Consider the following 16,589-nt stretch of genomic DNA (forward strand, 5'->3'; position numbering starts at 1 on the left):
ATAAAAACGCCCCGGCACTTGTCATAGTACCGGGGCGTTAAACTTTTTAGGCTGGTAAGCTATTTACCGGCAGTTGTTTGTATTTTAATAATACTCACAGAGTACGGACTGAATGAATGCGAGAATGATTTACCCAAACCCGTTAAGTTAGTAGTTACCGGCACTATGTGTTTAGGGTCGGTAATGCTGTTGGTCGATTCAGGCTTATCACCTTTCAATTCTATTAGCGTACCTGTAGATGCAATTGCTCCGGCTCCTTTCAGATCCAGGGTAACATTCTCGGCATGGTCAGCCACGTTTACTACTTTCAAATAGATGGTTCCGGTTTTGCTGTCTTTAGTAGCTACATAATATAACGACGGACGCTCCGGTTTTTGCTGACGCCCGCGACGCTGTTGGGGTGGCAGGTTTTTATTAATGGCTGCTGTATCAATACGCAGCATAGGCAGATTGGCAACACTTACAGGCACAACCTTGTTACCGATATTATTGTTGAACATACTTTGAACATAGTATGATGGTGAACCATAGCTGCTTAGCGCATCGTAACCAATAAGGTCAGATGCCCATTGCATGCCTGCCGGTTCGCCGGTTGCTTCGTTACGTGGATTAACATTAACAAATAAAGGTGCAAAGCACGACATCAGTACCACATCGCTGTTGCGCTCCATGCCGGTCATAAACGCGGCATCGCCCAAAGCTGAAATCAGGTTAGTGGTTGGGGTTCCTTCGCGCGTGGCCCATTCGCCTACAAATATCTTAGGCCCTTTTGTGCGATCATAGTTATCATACTTAAAAGCATCTTCCTGCATCTGCCACGAGTTTTGATAGTAATGCTCATCCTCCATATCAATTGGCGCGCCGCTTGTTACTTTTTGCGTTGGATATACTTTGCTCGCTATGGTTGATATAACCTTTAGCTGCGGATATTTTTTGTTAATGGCCACTCTGAACTGGTTAAACCTACCATCGTATGAGCCTGATTTGTCAAACCAATCTTCGTTGCCCACTTCCACATAGTGCAGCTTAAACGGTGCCGGGTGGCCATCCTTTGCACGCTGTGCGCCCCATTTTGTGGTCTTAGCATCGCCTATAATGTATTCAATTTCCTCTAAAGCCTCGTCAATATACGGCACCAGTAAGGGGCCGGCGTCAACGTGGTCGCCGTTTAGCGAATAACCCGCGTAAACACCTAATAAAGGCTCCATGTGCGCATCTTCGCACCAGCCTAAAAACTCATATAAGCCTAAGCCATCAGTAGCGCGATAGCCCCAGCTGCCCGGGTGACCAGGCCGTTGCTCCAATGGTCCCAATGTGGTTTTCCATGGGAAGCGGTCGGCAAGATATGGTCCCTCTAAATAGTTGCCCCCTGGGAACCGCAAGAATGAAGGTTTCATATCAACCAGCTTCTGCATCAAATCGGCTCGGCTACCGTTAGGTCTGTTGCCATAAGTAGGCGGAAATAGTGATACCAGGTTAAAATAGTATAAACCGGTTCTGTCTGTTGATATTACAAAGTGGGCATCCTTAGTTGGTGTTATTCCTGCTTTGGTGGTTAGTTTAAGTGCGTATTTTTTCCAAAATGGCGTTTTCTCCATATTGATAGTTCCGGATGCATAAACGGTTTTTCCGTCGTTACTTTCAAGGCTTACCGTTATTAACCCTGCGGTATTGTTTTCAATAACCTGTACCGGTACCGCATTTGCCTGTGGTGGGCGATTGCCGCCACGCGCCGGGGGTGGCGCTTGTCCGGCTCCTTTTATGTAAAACGATGTGCTATAAGTAGTGGCCGGGTTAACAGGTATTCCCCAGAAACCGGAATTAGCAATACCGGCGCGGGTGCCTGGCTTTTCAACCGTCAGCTTCAAACAGGTGGTTAGCGCATCGTTTATAGCATGCCCGCGTTCTGCGTTAGGTACATTTTGCGGGTTAGCGCCAACCAGTTGAATGGCGGCTTTCGCATCACCTTCGCTTACAAGGCTCCACGCATCAGGTTTTGTTGGGTTGTTTTTAAATATGCGGTTGCGTATCAGCTCAGCATATAAACCGCCATCATAGGCATAATTTATCTCTTCCGTCATTAAACCATAAAGCATCGGGCTTACCGTTGCACCGGGCTTTGTCAGATCAAGCGTTAACTTTGTGTTTTGGGCATTAGCCGTGCTGCAAAAACAGGCGAGCGCTAATGTGGCAGAAAAAAAGTGAAATTTCATAATCAGGTTTTTAAATGTACTTTTTACATTTAATTTTTTCGAAATTATATAGGATATTCGACACTTCAAAACCTAAGGAAGTATTAATTTAGTGACGTGGCTTTAAATGCAAATGTTGTTGGTTATTTAGCCTTCCGTTTAAGCTTATACCTGTTAAACAGAAATTATGGAACGATTTTGTTTTGCCCTTGATCTGGTAGACGACGAGGAAATTATAGCCGAATACGAACGCTGGCATAAGGCCGAAAATGCCTGGCCCGAGATAAGAAAAAGCATTTTAGACGCGCACATAACGGCGATGGAAATATACCGCACAGGCAATCGTTTATTTATGATAATGGAGGTTACGGAAGGATATTCTGCAGAGCAAAAAGCGATGATGGATGAGGCAAACCCAAAGGTGCAGGAATGGGAACAACTGATGTGGAAGTTTCAGCAGGCTTTGCCGTGGGCTAAACCCGGCGAAAAGTGGCTGCCAACGCAGCGGATCTTCCAGCTATAGGTTAATAACACTGAATCAATAGATAATAAACCTTACTAATTATAAATCGGGCTTAGCCATTTTTGTTTCGCCTGAAACCATACAAGATAAAATAAACCAATATGAATACCTTTTTTAAGTGCCTCACCTTATGTGTGGGAATGGCTGCTGCAGGCATCCAAACATCAGTTGCCCAAAAGGCCCCTGAACCTTTACCCGTAGTATTTGCTGACGTACCCGATTTGGCTATGATACGCGTTGGCGATACTTACTACATGAGCAGCACTACCATGCACATGAACCCCGGTTTGCCCATAATGAAATCAAAAGACCTGGTAAACTGGCAATTGGTTGGTTATGTATATCAAACGCTGGGTGAAAATGATGACCTTAACCTGGTAGGTAAAAAGAACGCATACGGTAAAGGATCATGGGCAAGCAGTTTGCGCTACCATAATGGCACCTACTACGTAACCACTTTTTCAAGCACTACGGGTAAAACTTACATTTTCACATCAAAAGACATTGAAAAAGGCCCTTGGGTAGAGCACTCTTTTAAACCATCGCTGCATGATCATTCGCTGTTTTTTGATGACGACGGCAAAATATATATGGCTTATAATGCCGGCCGCATAACCCTTGTTGAATTAAACGATGACCTTTCAGGCGTAAAACCAAACACCCAACAAATAATCATACCAAATGCAAGTCTTCCAGCAGGCACCAATATCAATCTGCAAGCCGAGGGCTCACAACTTTTAAAACACGATGGTAAATATTACCTGTTCAATATCACCTGGCCACGTGGCGGTATGCGCTCAGAGGTGATCCATCGTGCAGATAAGATCACCGGTCCGTGGGAGGGCAAATTAGGTTTTCAGGACCTGGGCGTTGCACAGGGAAGTTTGATAGATAACGCAAAAGGAGAATGGTTTGCCTACCTCTTCCGCGATTACGGATCAGTTGGTCGTGCACCTTACATCCTGCCTGTAAAATGGGAGAATGGCTGGCCAATAATTGGCGATAATGGCAAGTTTCCGGCAGACCTTAAACTACCGGAAGGCAAAAGTTTAATACCGGGCCTGGTTAACAGCGATGAATTTACCCGTAAAAAAAGCGATCCGGCGTTGCCACTGGTTTGGCAATGGAACCATAACCCGGTGAATGATAAATGGTCTGTTACAGACCGCAAGGGTTATTTAAGATTGACCACCAGCCGCATAGATAGCAATGTTTTACAAGCGCGCAATACATTAACGCAACGCACATTTGGGCCTACATCATCGGGCGTAACGTCAATTGATGTGTCAAACATGAAAGATGGTGATTATGCTGGCTTGTTGTTACTGCAAAAGAAGTACGAATGGGTTGGCGTAAAAGCAACCGCAACAGGCAAAGCAATAGTAGTGGGCGACGGACAGGGCGCTAAAGAAATTGAAGCAGCTAATATTTCTATCACCCAAAAAGTGGTTTACTTTAAAGCTGATTGTGATTTTACCAACCGCATTGATCAAGCTTTTTTATATTATAGCCTTGATGGCAAAGCGTGGACGCCTATAGGTAACATGTTGAAGATGTCGTACACGTTGCCGCATTTTATGGGTTACCGCTTTGGTTTGTTCAACTACGCTACCAAAACAACAGGCGGTTCTGTTGATTTCGACTATTTTAGAATTAGTGATAAGATAACCGCAAAAAAATAACGTAAGTCTTTAATATAAATAAGAAGAGGTGTAACCGCATGTGTTACACCTCTTTTTATTTATCTGATTTTTAAATTATTGAGCAAGCAACTCGTCCAGATTGCTAAGTCCCATTTTAAAGCCACCTTCAAAGCCCATTTGTAAAATTTGCTCTAAACTGGCCTGATCATCAAAGCTCAGCTTAACGTCAACCTTTGAGCCTGTATCAGTGCTAGAAAAAACATTATGCCAATATATCGTTGGCATACCATCCGTAATTTTGCCCTCTTCATCGCAAAAGTTGCTGGCAGCTCTAAAGCTCATACCCGGATCAATTTCGGCAAAATCAACCCGGCAATAGTGGCGTTCGCCTTCAGGGCCTAGCATATAATACAGCCATAAGCCACCGGGTTTGAAGTCCATGCTTTGGCTAACGGCTTCCAGGGGCGGGGTGCCCACCATTGGTCAAGCAGCTCGGCTTGTGTCCAGGCGGCCCAAACGCGTTCTACCGTCCCTTTAAATTCTCTCACTACATGTAATGTTTTGTTGGGCAGATCTTTCTCTACCACGGTCTCATAATTTGCCATAGTCAATTGTTTTGTTGTTTATCCTAATAAATTATCTAACTGATCAAAGCGGTCTTCCCATTGTTTCTTAAACTGTTCTACCCATACGTCTATCTCTTTCATTTTTTTAGCATTAAAGTGATAATAAATCTCGCGCCCCGTTTGTTCCTGTTTAACAACCCCACACTCCGTTAATATTTTAATATGTTTTGATACCGCCTGCCTGCTGCTGTTAAAATGCTCAGCCAGCGCGTTGGACGTCATGGCCTGCAGAGCCAGCAAGGTTAGTATGGCACGGCGGGTAGGATCGGCTATTGCCTGGAAAACATCTCTTCTTATCATAATTCGCAACCGTTTGATTGCAAATATAGTCGCAACCATTCAGTTGCGCAAATTTTTTGTGGAAATTTATTTTGATCAATTGTGTTTAACAATAATTAGCTTTGATAAAACCGCAAAATAAACTTTAACTTTTTACTAAAAAAATTAGCATTTATTAAATTAATTATTATTTTTGCTGAAGATATAATTTAAGATGAGCAACACAGATAAGTTAAAAGCACTACAGCTTACGCTGGATAAGCTGGAAAAATCATACGGAAAAGGCACCATAATGAAGTTGGGCGATTCTGTTATAGAACCAACAGAGGTTATCTCAACCGGATCATTGGGGTTAGACATCGCTTTAGGCGTTGGCGGCCTGCCAAAGGGGCGTGTGATAGAAATATACGGGCCTGAATCATCAGGTAAAACAACATTGGCTATCCACGCCATTGCCGAATCGCAAAAAAATGGCGGCATAGCTGCATTTATTGATGCCGAGCATGCTTTTGACCGTTTTTATGCCAAAAAGCTGGGTGTTGATGTAGAGAACCTGTTAATTTCTCAGCCGGACAACGGCGAGCAGGCGCTTGAAATTGCCGATAACCTGATCCGTTCAGGTGCCATTGATATTTTGGTTATCGACTCGGTTGCCGCGTTAGTGCCAAAGGCAGAGATAGAAGGCGAAATGGGCGACTCAAAAATGGGTTTGCACGCTCGCTTAATGTCGCAGGCTTTGCGTAAGCTAACAGGTACCATCAGCAAAACAGGATGCTGCTGTATATTTATTAACCAGCTGCGCGATAAAATAGGTGTAATGTTTGGTAACCCCGAAACTACTACCGGTGGTAACGCGCTTAAATTTTACGCTTCGGTACGTTTAGACGTTCGCCGTATATCACAGATAAAAGATACTGACGAGGTGTCGGGCAACAGAGTTAAAGTAAAGATTGTTAAAAACAAGGTTGCGCCACCGTTTCGTATTGCCGAGTTTGACATAATGTTTGGCGAAGGCATTTCAAAAGCAGGCGAGATAATTGACCTGGGCGTTGAGCACAACATCATTAAAAAAGCAGGTTCTTGGTTTAGCTATGGCGATACCCGCCTTGGCCAGGGCCGCGATGCTGTTAAACAATTGATACTAGACAATCCGGAACTGATGGATGAGCTGGAAGCTCGCATTAAAGCAGAAGTTACCGGCGATAAATTGGTAGAGGAAGCTTAGTTAGTTGATTAGTGATTAGTTATATGGCCGCTCAGAATTGAGCGGCTTTTTTATTTCGTAAAAACGCTCTTAGCGACTACTAATTTACCGTAACTGTACGCCTGTTTATTGCATGTGCACTGAAATAACCCAACACCGGCTTATCAAAATTGTTGGGGGGGTTAGTCGGCGCTACCGACGCATTACCCATAGCCTGTCCACTTTGTTTACTAAATGTAAACCAATAGGTATAAATACGTTCATCAATACACTGCATTTCAATATCAATCTTATCGCCAACTTTTATATCAACGTCATCCTGATACAATGGCACGCGTACAGCCCGCCCATCATTAAATTCATCGTTACGGGCGAAAACCTGGGTAATCAGCTTGCCATTTACACTTAGAATAAAACGGTACTGATTTTTCACATTCGGAGGATCTGAGTAATAGACTATAACATTCTTTTCTACCTTACTTCTAAAGCCTACCTCTTCTATTCCAATTGAATCTATGGCAATTTGATTAGGCATGGTTGATGAGGCTTTATAAGTTTGTCCGTCAACATCAACCTGAAGCGAATATGTCCTGCCCGGGCGGCCCGTAATAGCAGGTCCCTGATAAACCCCCGGCGAGCTTTCTGTTAACAAAATAGCCGTAGTACCACTGGTAATTTTTACCGTTGCGCCGCTAACCCCGGGAAACTTGCTCGGCTCATCAAAGCCTACCGTTCGGGATAACCTTATCAACGGAGTTTGTGTTGCATTAATGATACTGCCCTCAATAACCAGTTGAGGCGTGGCCGCCGTCAAATTAAGGTCTATTACTTTTTCGCATGAACTAAAAGCAATTACTACAATAAAAAAGGCCGTTAACCTATAAAATGCTTTCATATTAAAACTTAAAGTTATAAGTAACCGACGGAATTATACCAAACAAACTTGTCTTAACCGCCTCGGTGCGCGAAGGATCCGTTGCATTATCTCTGAATGTAATGGTATACGGATTCTTCCGGTTATAGGCGTTATACAAACCAAATGTCCAGCTGGAGTGGAAACGCTTATGATCGCGCCCGTCAAGCGTAACGCCCAGATCCAGGCGGTGATAGTCGGGCATTCTGTTTGCATTACGCTGTGGATAATAAAATGTTGTGATGCCCGCCACCTTATATTTTCCCTGCGGATAAGTGACTGCGTTCCCGGTGCCGTATACAAAGGTTGCAGATACCGTTACGCGTTTGCCTGCTTTATAAATACCCACTAATGATACATCATGGGTTCTATCATAAGTTGCGGCAAAATACTGGCCTTTGTTGATCGCATCAAACCTCTTTTCGGTTTTTGAAAGCGTGTACCCTATCCAGCCTGTAAGCTTACCCACCTTTTTCTTTACAAACAGCTCAACACCGTATGCCCGCCCCTGGCCGTAAACCAACTCTGATTCCACATCCTCATTACCTACAAGCTGAGATCCATCACGATAATCTATCATATTGTTCATGTGCTTATAATAGGCTTCCGCAGAAAACTCGTAGGTGTTATTGGCCTGGTTTCTGAAATATCCCACAGAAAACTGATCAGATATACCAGGCTTTATGTTGTTGCTGCTCATTACATACAGATCTGTAGGCGTGCTCGCCGTTGAGTTAGCCAGCAAATGAATATTCTGTGTGTTGCGGTTATACGATGCTTTTACTGAGCTAAGCTCGGTAAGCTTATAATTCATTGATACCCTTGGCTCGGGGTTGAAATAGGTTTTAATAACCTGTCCAGATGAATAGCTATTTGTGGCCGTAACGTCTCCGTTGGCATTGTATGTGTTTATTTTACCGGGGCCGATAAGCGAGAACAAACTTAGCCTTGTTCCAAAAATAATATTAAGCCTTTCAATTGGCCGCCAATCATCAGAGACATAGGCTGATGTTTCAAGGCCGTAACGGTCTTGAATGGTGCGCGCGTTGATAGACGAAGATCCTGAAGAGCTTATTTCGCCGGGAGCGATGGTATGGCGGATAGCGTTAACACCAAAATATAGCGTGTGTTTATCGGATATAAAGTACTGCAGATCCTCTTTAAGATTAAAATCCCGTATTCTTGATGTCACCTTGAAATCGCGGTTAGCGTTATAGCTTTCTATAATGTAGCTGTAGTTGCTATAAATAAGCGACGTGTTTAAAAACAGCTTGCTGTTAAAAACATGGTTGAACCGCAATGTACCTGTCTGATTACCCCAGTTGGTTTCAAAGTTATCTTTAAGCCCAAGCACATCCTTGCCGAAATATCCTGAGATAAAGAACGTGTTTTTATCATTTAGATGATAATTGGCCTTGGCGTTAATATCATAAAAATAAAGGCTGGCATTACGCGTGGTAGAATCAGGCGATAACTTTAAAAACATATCCGCATAAGTGCGCCGGGCGCTAACCATAAACGAGCCTTTATTCTTAACAATTGGCCCCTCAACCTTTAGGCGCGATGCGATAAGCCCTATACCGCCTTGTACTGTAAAGTTCTTATCATTACCATCCAGCATCTTTATATCCAGCACAGATGACATACGCCCGCCATACTGCGCGGGCATGCCACCTTTATACATGCTTACATCCTTTATAGCATCCGTATTAAAAGTAGAGAAAAAGCCAAATAGGTGCGATGCATTGTAAACTACTGCCTCATCCAGCAAGATCAAATTTTGGTCTGATCCGCCACCGCGGACATAAAAACCGGTATTTCCATCGCCGGTAGTTTTAATGCCCGGCAAAAGCTGAATGGTTTTTAAAACATCTTTCTCGCCAAAAATAACCGGGATATTATCCAGCTGTTTTACATCCAACCGCATAACACCCATCTGCGCGCTTTCAATGTTATCGGCCTCGTGCCCTGAATCGGCGTTAACAGATACCTCGCTAAGGGTATTATTTACAGTAAGCCCTACATTAATCTGAGTGTTGGTTGTTAAAGCAAGCGCTTGGGTAAATGTGCCATAGCCTACAAAGCTTACTACCAATGTGTAATTGCCCTGCGGCGCACTTAACGAGTAAAAGCCGTAAGCATTAGTGGCCGCAGCGTTTTGTTTTATTTCAAGTATGCGCACTGTGGCGCCAATTAGCGTTTCGCCGGTGGCTGCATCTTTAACAGTGCCGCTAACGGTATAATTTTTTTGTGCGAAAGCCCCGGTACAGAAAAAACAAAACAGTATGGAGAGTAATAAATAAAAAACCGGAAACTTATACATTAGTGGCGGGTCGTGGTTTAAATTGGCCCAAATATATTCTATTAAGCTTTATAAAAACGGCGTTTATGTTACAATAGTATGTTACAGGGTGCCATTAAGTTGTTGCCTCTTCGCGTTCAACGGTAATGGTACACTCGCCAATAAGCGCTGCTAAAGCCCCAACCGCTGCTAAAACGGGTGCCAGCATAGCAGCAACCACACCTATTGTAACCGGGAAGGCCATCAACTCTTTCCCCTCTTTATCGGTAATAGTTACCCTGCTTATATTTCCGTCGGCAATTAGCTCCTTTACTTTTTTTAAAAGGTTTTCGCCGCTCAATGTAAAACTTTCTTTATTTGCCATGGTGTTTTTTTGTTGTATGACAATGGCCTACCTTTAATTGTTACATTTTGATTTTAAACCAATTTAGTAGTTCATAAATTATTATATTTAAAGTCTGCAAAGATTAGGGGATCTGTAAAGAAAAAGAGAAGTGTGAATGAACAAATTTATAACGCATGGACCACGGTTATAACAATAATGATCTCCTGACACAAGATCACCCTACCGACTTAAAGAATGTGTATGCCCAATATGCAGATAAACTGCTCGGATACATTTTGCCAATTGTAAACAACCGCGAACTGGCCGAAGACTGCGTTGTTAAAATATTTACCAATATTTCCACTTCAAAAAAAGTACTGCCCGCAAACGGCTCCGCCAATATATGGGCCTGGTTTATGGCGCTTGCAAATACCGAGGTTGAGCGCCTGGGCAAAGCTGCAAATGAATGTAAATCCGTTGTTGATAATACTACGTATATACAGTCTCATAAATATTTAAATAGAATGAATGAAACTCAACGTCTTGTTTTTTGCGGGGTGTATTACCACCGTAAAACCACGGCGGCGTTGGCGCATGAGTTAAATTTACCTGAACAGGAGTTGCGGCTTAGGTTGAAGGAAGCTTTTATGTTAATAAGGCAAGTGAAGGATGAAAATTAAAGAATACATAGAAAGCGGAGTGCTTGAAGCGTTTGTATTAGGTGCGACGAGTGAGGCGGAACAGCGGGAGCTTATGCAGCTTAAAAGCCAATACCCGGAAGTGGGCAAAACGTTGGCCGAACTTGAAGCTGATATGGAGCGCGTAGCACAGTATATGGCAGTGCCTCCTCCGCCTGATATGTTTATGCGGATAGAAAACAGCATTAATGACCTGGTAATAACACCAGATACCGAAATAATGCGCCCTATTGACAGGGAGTGGCGCCAAAACAATCAAGAAGAAGGCAAAAGCCGCTATATTGAAGTTGAGGCCGAGACCAACTACATGCGCATACATAAAACCTGGAAATGGGTTTTTGCGGCGGTTTTTTTATTAGGAAAGATATTTTTAGGCTGCGCCATTTATTTTTACCTGGAAAGCAGGCAGGCTAAGCAACAGGTACAGGAGCTTAAAACAGAGATCAGGGATATTAAACCTCGTTGATGCCTGTTGGCTAATTTATTAATGAGTATTCAGTGAAATAACTACTTAGGTTTGCCGAAACAAAAATAATTGTGTATAGTAAAATAATCATTATATTTGTGGTTTGGTAAGAATCCTTTCTTACTAATGTGATAAGGTTTAGGTTGGAGCCTTCTGACAGCGAGTGTCGGGAGGCTTCTTTTTTTTGTTAAAATGGCAAGCCTTATAGCTAATTCTTCTATTCCTTTTTTAGGAAAATACCTGTCAAAAAACTCTAAAAACAGGATTAATGATGCAAATTTTTAATACTGAAAACCAATAATTTACGCAAAAAAAGCACTGTTGGCACAACAATTGGCGCCTTAGTTCGTCATTAATACTGGTTTTTAACAAAAAGAAAGGGAACATATAACGCACTTTACTCAACTATTTTATTCACTAAAAAGAAGATAACATGAGAAAGTTCCTTTTAATAGCAGCCGTAGCCACATCGGCATTATACTTTGCCCCGGGCAAAGCATCGGCTCAGGTAACAGATACAACAAAAAAAACAGCGCCGGCACCGGCAGCACAATCCGAATCGCCTACGCCTACTGATGATGTAGCAAGGGTATTATTAAGTAACACCGATTACTCCACAGCAGCTGCGGCAGTGAAAACCGCAGGACTTGACAGTGTGCTTAAAACAGGCGGCCCCTATACCATATTTGCCCCCAACAACGCAGCCTTTACTAAATTACCTGCCGGAAAACTGGATAGTTTAACCAAAGACCCCGCTAAGCTTAGCGCCTTTTTAAAGGGACACGTAGTAAAAGGCAGATACAGCAAGGCCGATATTATAAAGGCTTTAACGGAGGGTAAAGGCAAAGCAACACTAACCACTATTGATGATCAGTCGCTTGCTTTATCCGTAAGTCCTAATAAAACACTGCAGCTAACTAATGCCGCAGGCGTATCTGCCGAAGTTTCGCTTTATGACCTTATTGGCACCAATGGGGTTGTAAATGGGATAAACGCTGTGTTGATGCCTAAGTAAATTATTAATTTTGTTTAAATCTTGTTGCGCCCCGATCTCTCAATCGGGGCGTTTTTTATGGTATGATTTTTCAGGGAAGCGTCTGCTCCCCCGCCTTTTTGAAAGTGTAGCACCTTTGTAGCAGGGTGTATCACCTTACCTGCTACGCTACAAAATCTGCGAATTTCTAAAATAGCAAATGGCTCACGCAGGCTCACAGGGCTCAGGGTGGTTCACCCCGGCTCTGAGCCACCCAGCTCAAAAACTATAACCGCTCACTACGCTCTATTCACCACTCACCAGATTTATCATTACCATGACAAACCCGCGCGCAATATTTTGCTAATTTTGTGCACAATGATAAATCTCACCCGCGAAACAGTTTTACAGGCACTTGGCAACGTAGAAGAACCCGACCTGAAGAAGGACCTGGTTACCTTGAACATGATACAGGATATTGTGATCGATCGCAACCGCCTTAGCTTTTCGGTAATACTGACTACGCCCGCCTGCCCGCTAAAGGCGCTTATTGAGCATGCTTGCCGTAATGCCATCAGTCATTTTATAAGCAAGGATGTTGAAGTTACTATTAACATGACGTCGCGGGTTACCACTCAAAAAAACACCGGTGTACCGGGTGTTAAAAATATAATTGCTGTTGCATCAGGCAAAGGCGGTGTGGGCAAATCAACCGTGGCGGCCAACCTGGCTTTAGGGCTGGCAAAAAGCGGTGCCAGCGTGGGTTTGATAGATGCTGATATTTATGGTCCATCTGTGCCTATCATGTTCGGACTTGAGGGCGCCAAGCCACAAGCCAGCAACGTAAACGGAAAAACTCGTATTGAACCGATTGAGAAATATGGCATTAAGTTGCTTTCGATAGGTTTTTTTACGGATCCCAACCAGCCCGTTCCATGGCGCGGACCAATGGTATCAACTGCGGTAAAGCAGCTATTTAACGATGCCGACTGGGGCGAGCTGGACTACCTTGTAGTTGACCTTCCACCAGGCACCGGCGATATACATATCACTATAACGCAAACCTTCCCAATAACCGGGGCGGTTATTGTTACCACACCGCAAAACGTAGCACTGGCTGATGCAAAGAAAGGAATCGGTATGTTTTTAATGGATGCCATTAACGTGCCGCTGTTGGGGATAGTAGAGAACATGTCGTACTTTACCCCTGCCGAACTGCCCGATAATAAATACTATATATTTGGCCAGGGCGGCGGTAAAAAGTTGGCAGAAAAGCTGGAAGTTCCGTTTTTAGGGGAGATTCCGCTGATAAAAAGTATAAGCGACAGCGGCGATGCCGGCAAACCTATTGTTCTAGCTGATGAACATGAGTTAATTGTGAGCGCCTTTACAGAAATGGCTAATCGTGTGGCGCAGCAGGTATCGGTAGCTAACGCGTTGGCAAATAGCGTTAATATTGTAAATAATTAATAACTTTACTTTAAAATAGTAAAAATGACTTTATTAGAGCAGGTGGAAGCAGCGTTGGATAGTATCCGTCCTTATCTGGAAACGGATGGCGGCAACGTGGCGGTTGAGGAGATAACTGCAGATAATGTGGTTCGGCTTAAATTACTGGGCTCGTGCGGCTCATGCCCAATGAGTATAATGACGCTTAAAGCCGGTATTGAAGGTGCCATTAAAAAGGCGGTGCCGCAGATAACTGGTGTGGAGGCCATCAACCTGACAGACATTGATGATCCCAGCGCCGTGCTTCCGGAAAACTTAAGATAATTGTTAATGTTTTGTTAATTGGCGGTAACCTTGCTTTACCTTTAAAACTAAAAAGTATTTTTATCCGTTTTAACAGGCATAAGAGACTGAAAAAATAATGAAATACCTTATTGGCATATTGCTACTGGCTTGCAGCCTTTCCTCATTTGCTCAAAATGCGGACAGGCCGTTGGTGCAATTCAGTGGTGTAATATACAATGCCGATAACAATTCTGTTGTGCCTTACGCAACCGTTACCAACCTTTCAACAGGTAAGCAGGTAGGGTCTGCCAACTACGAAGGATATTTCTCGTTTGTAGCCCAAGAGCAGGACAGCCTTAAATTTACAAGCGTTGGTTATTTCCCAACTACTATCGCTGTACCTAAAGATATTGGCAAAAAGAGCATAATTGTTGAGATACGCATGCGCGCGCAGGTTGTTAATTTACCAATGGTGCGTATCTTCCCATGGGCAACTACTGATGAGTTCAGACATGATTTTCTGGCCATGAAAGTAGCTGACGATGACCTGGAAATAGCACGTAAAAACTTAAGTGCAACCTCCATTAATACCATGATGAAAACGTTGCCGCTAAGTGGTTATGAAAGCTTTAACGCACAGGATAAGCACAATGCTGTAGCCAACTCGCACTCGTTTACAAATCCATTGCTTAACCCGTTTGCGTGGGGTAGTTTAATACGCGATATTGCTGCTGGCGATAAAGCCCGTAAAGAGGATAATTAATTACCGCCCCTTTTTAACCGCAGGGAACTTCATTTTATACTCTACCTCAACCATTCCACGCGATATATCGCCCAATCTTTTCTCCAGCATGCGCTTGCGCAGGGGGCTCAGTTTATCGGTAAACAATTTACCTTCTATATGGTCGTACTCGTGCTGAATAATGCGGGCCGCCATGCCTGAAAAAGTTTCCTCATGGTGTTTCCAGCTCTCATCATAGTAAGATATTTTGATAACGGGCTTACGCATTACATCTTCCCGAATGTCAGGAATACTTAAGCAACCCTCGTTAAACGACCACTCTTCGCCGGTTTCGTCTAATATGCAGGCATTAATGAATACTTTTTTGAAATCCTTTAGTTCGGGCTCATCATCATCAAATGGCGTGGCGTCAACAACAAATAAACGCATGCTAAGGCCAATTTGCGGCGCTGCCAGTCCAACTCCACGGGCGCCATACATGGTTTCGAACATGTCGGCAACCAGTTCTTTTATATGCGGATATTCAGCTGGCTCTATCGCAGTTGCTTTTTTGCGTAAAACCGGGCTTCCATAGGCTATAATAGGATATTTCATACCACAAAATTACAGGTTTATTTTAATAGTTTGATAACACACGCTACGGCTGTTGCTGTTCGGGTTCGAATAAAAGGGTGGTTAGCCTGTTCGTATCAAAAACTTCGTTGCTTATTTCTAACAGCTGTAGGGCCGTTACTTTATTTATTTTATCAAATAATTGCTGCAAAGTATCGGCACAATTAAAATCAAGCACGCTTTTGGCAATAGATAATATCAAACTCATTCGATTCTCTTCAGCCAAAGCAATTTGCCCTATTAACTTTTGCTTTGCCTGATGCAGCTGCAAAACGCCAAGCGGTTGGTCGCGTAGCTTTTTAAGTTCTTTGTGTACCAGTTTTATGGCCTTTTCGGCTTTTTCGGTGTCTGTACCAAAGTAAACCGAAAATATGCCGGTGTCTGTAAATGAGGTATAGTTAGACTCCACCGTGTACGCAATTCCGTGTTTTTCGCGAATCTCCAGGTTCAAACGGCTGCTCATGCCCATTCCGCCTAAAAGGTTATTTAACAACAACAACCCCGTTTTGTTAGCGTGCCGGGCCGGATAGGCCTGGTTGCCAATAATGCAGTGAGTTTGCGATATGGGTTTACGCACAATGCTTTTAGCAAAGCCATAGCTTTGCGGCTGGATACGATTTTTTGTTGGATGATTAGCTGGAACTTGCCCCCAGTACTTTTCGGCCAATTTTATCACCTTTTCAAAAGTATAATCGCCAAAAACCGCGAAGATCATTTCGGATGTATTATAATTATCCTTAATAAACTGATGGATATCATTTTTGCTAAAAGCTGATACAGTTTGCGGCGTACCCAGAATATTATTGCCCATGGCATGGCCCTTAAACAACATAGCTTCAAAATCATCCTGAATAGCTTCTTCGGGCTGGTCAAGGTAAGATGCTATTTCATCCAATATCACACCGCGTTCTTTTTCCATCTCTTCTTCTGGGAAAGTCGAATGGAAAATTATATCCTCAAACAGATCAACGGCGCGCTCTAAATGCGGGTTTAGTAATGAAGCATGTACGCAAGTATACTCTTTGGTAGTATAAGCGTTCAGATCTGCTCCCACCAATTCAAGGCGGTTTAATATTTGATTAGTACTGCGGCGCTCGGTTTCTTTAAACAACAAATGCTCAATAAAATGAGCAAGTCCTTCCTTGTTTTCCGGCTCATCGCGTGATCCCGCATTTACCATAAAACAGCAATGCGTAATAGCCGATGTACTGTGTTTGTGTACTATTTTTATGCCGTTGGCAAGCGTATGCACCTGGTATTCCGTCATGGGTGGCAAAGATAGGGATATTGAAGTGTTTTTGAGTTGCATAAACTTTAAGGCAATTCGGTCAAAATAAGTACATTTACAGCCATAAAC

General features: G+C 43.3%; 18 protein-coding genes. 9 read left to right on the forward strand and 9 right to left on the reverse strand.

The genetic code is table 11. The features are described from left to right. Positions 1-59: 59 nt before the first annotated feature. Positions 60-2,213 carry an alpha-L-arabinofuranosidase C-terminal domain-containing protein gene (locus ACVW2L_RS16900; RefSeq protein ID WP_457129127.1) on the reverse strand — a complete coding sequence of 718 codons (2,154 nt, stop codon included), beginning with the start codon at positions 2,211-2,213 and terminating at the stop codon, positions 60-62. 166 nt (positions 2,214-2,379) lie between these two features. Here ACVW2L_RS16900 and ACVW2L_RS16905 point away from each other — a divergent pair, with 166 nt between their 5' ends. Next, positions 2,380-2,715, forward strand: a complete 336-nt coding sequence (locus ACVW2L_RS16905; protein ID WP_457129128.1) for an L-rhamnose mutarotase — start codon at positions 2,380-2,382, stop codon at positions 2,713-2,715. Positions 2,716-2,816: 101 nt separating this feature from the next. Continuing rightward, positions 2,817-4,397, forward strand: coding sequence for a glycoside hydrolase family 43 protein (locus tag ACVW2L_RS16910; RefSeq protein ID WP_457129129.1), 1,581 nt, complete (start codon positions 2,817-2,819; stop codon positions 4,395-4,397). Positions 4,398-4,472: 75 nt separating this feature from the next. Here the strand turns inward: ACVW2L_RS16910 and ACVW2L_RS16915 are convergent, their stop codons facing one another. From ACVW2L_RS16915 to ACVW2L_RS16925, 3 genes are read right to left on the reverse strand one after another with little or no spacing between them, the layout of a single operon-like run. Next, positions 4,473-4,799 carry an SRPBCC family protein gene (locus ACVW2L_RS16915; RefSeq protein WP_457129130.1) on the reverse strand — a complete coding sequence of 109 codons (327 nt, stop codon included), beginning with the start codon at positions 4,797-4,799 and terminating at the stop codon, positions 4,473-4,475. Beyond that, a complete protein-coding gene (locus ACVW2L_RS16920) occupies positions 4,757-4,963 on the reverse strand; it encodes an SRPBCC family protein (RefSeq protein WP_457129131.1) in 207 nt (68 codons plus the stop codon). The genes ACVW2L_RS16915 and ACVW2L_RS16920 overlap by 43 nt, the downstream gene beginning before the upstream one ends. 18 nt (positions 4,964-4,981) lie before the next feature. Continuing rightward, complete coding sequence (locus ACVW2L_RS16925; RefSeq protein ID WP_457129132.1) at positions 4,982-5,284, reverse strand: ArsR/SmtB family transcription factor; 303 nt, start codon at positions 5,282-5,284, stop codon at positions 4,982-4,984. Between the two features lie 193 nt (positions 5,285-5,477). Between ACVW2L_RS16925 and recA the strand changes: the two genes are divergently transcribed. Next, positions 5,478-6,488 (forward strand): recombinase RecA, encoded by a 1,011-nt coding sequence (gene recA / locus ACVW2L_RS16930; RefSeq protein WP_457129133.1) that lies wholly within the window; start codon positions 5,478-5,480, stop codon positions 6,486-6,488. A gap of 79 nt (positions 6,489-6,567) precedes the next feature. On the opposite strand, the gene ACVW2L_RS16935 is transcribed toward recA, so the two are convergent. The 3 genes from ACVW2L_RS16935 to ACVW2L_RS16945 form a co-directional block, all read right to left on the reverse strand. After that, a complete protein-coding gene (locus ACVW2L_RS16935) occupies positions 6,568-7,362 on the reverse strand; it encodes a DUF4249 domain-containing protein (protein ID WP_457129134.1) in 795 nt (264 codons plus the stop codon). Position 7,363: 1 nt separating this feature from the next. Further along, entirely contained in the window at positions 7,364-9,703 is a 2,340-nt protein-coding gene (locus ACVW2L_RS16940) for a TonB-dependent receptor (RefSeq protein WP_457129135.1), read from the reverse strand. 94 nt (positions 9,704-9,797) lie between these two features. Next, positions 9,798-10,046: a DUF4342 domain-containing protein gene (locus ACVW2L_RS16945; protein ID WP_457129136.1), complete on the reverse strand. Its 249-nt coding sequence runs from the start codon at positions 10,044-10,046 to the stop codon at positions 9,798-9,800. Positions 10,047-10,201: 155 nt separating this feature from the next. On the opposite strand from ACVW2L_RS16945, the gene ACVW2L_RS16950 reads away from it, so the two are divergent. The 6 genes from ACVW2L_RS16950 (at position 10,202) to ACVW2L_RS16975 (ending at position 14,641) form a co-directional block, all read left to right on the forward strand. Further along, positions 10,202-10,687, forward strand: a complete 486-nt coding sequence (locus ACVW2L_RS16950) for an RNA polymerase sigma factor (RefSeq protein WP_457129137.1) — start codon at positions 10,202-10,204, stop codon at positions 10,685-10,687. Next, positions 10,677-11,171 (forward strand): hypothetical protein, encoded by a 495-nt coding sequence (locus tag ACVW2L_RS16955; RefSeq protein WP_457129138.1) that lies wholly within the window; start codon positions 10,677-10,679, stop codon positions 11,169-11,171. Before ACVW2L_RS16950 ends, ACVW2L_RS16955 begins: the two co-directional genes overlap by 11 nt. Positions 11,172-11,604: 433 nt before the next feature. Continuing rightward, positions 11,605-12,186, forward strand: coding sequence for a fasciclin domain-containing protein (locus ACVW2L_RS16960; protein WP_457129139.1), 582 nt, complete (start codon positions 11,605-11,607; stop codon positions 12,184-12,186). 336 nt (positions 12,187-12,522) lie between these two features. Continuing rightward, positions 12,523-13,614, forward strand: a complete 1,092-nt coding sequence (locus ACVW2L_RS16965; RefSeq protein WP_457129140.1) for an Mrp/NBP35 family ATP-binding protein — start codon at positions 12,523-12,525, stop codon at positions 13,612-13,614. 24 nt (positions 13,615-13,638) lie between these two features. Further along, positions 13,639-13,917, forward strand: coding sequence for a NifU family protein (locus tag ACVW2L_RS16970; protein ID WP_457129141.1), 279 nt, complete (start codon positions 13,639-13,641; stop codon positions 13,915-13,917). A 97-nt stretch (positions 13,918-14,014) separates the two neighbouring features. Beyond that, the gene (locus ACVW2L_RS16975; RefSeq protein ID WP_457129142.1) at positions 14,015-14,641 is read left to right on the forward strand and encodes a hypothetical protein; all 627 of its coding nucleotides are present in this window, start codon (positions 14,015-14,017) and stop codon (positions 14,639-14,641) included. Here the strand turns inward: ACVW2L_RS16975 and def are convergent, their stop codons facing one another. After that, a complete protein-coding gene (gene def, locus ACVW2L_RS16980) occupies positions 14,642-15,214 on the reverse strand; it encodes a peptide deformylase (protein WP_457129143.1) in 573 nt (190 codons plus the stop codon). A gap of 43 nt (positions 15,215-15,257) precedes the next feature. Further along, positions 15,258-16,541, reverse strand: a complete 1,284-nt coding sequence (locus ACVW2L_RS16985) for a M16 family metallopeptidase (RefSeq protein WP_457129144.1) — start codon at positions 16,539-16,541, stop codon at positions 15,258-15,260. Positions 16,542-16,589 lie beyond the last annotated feature (48 nt).

Source organism: Mucilaginibacter sp. HD30 (assembly GCF_054061755.1).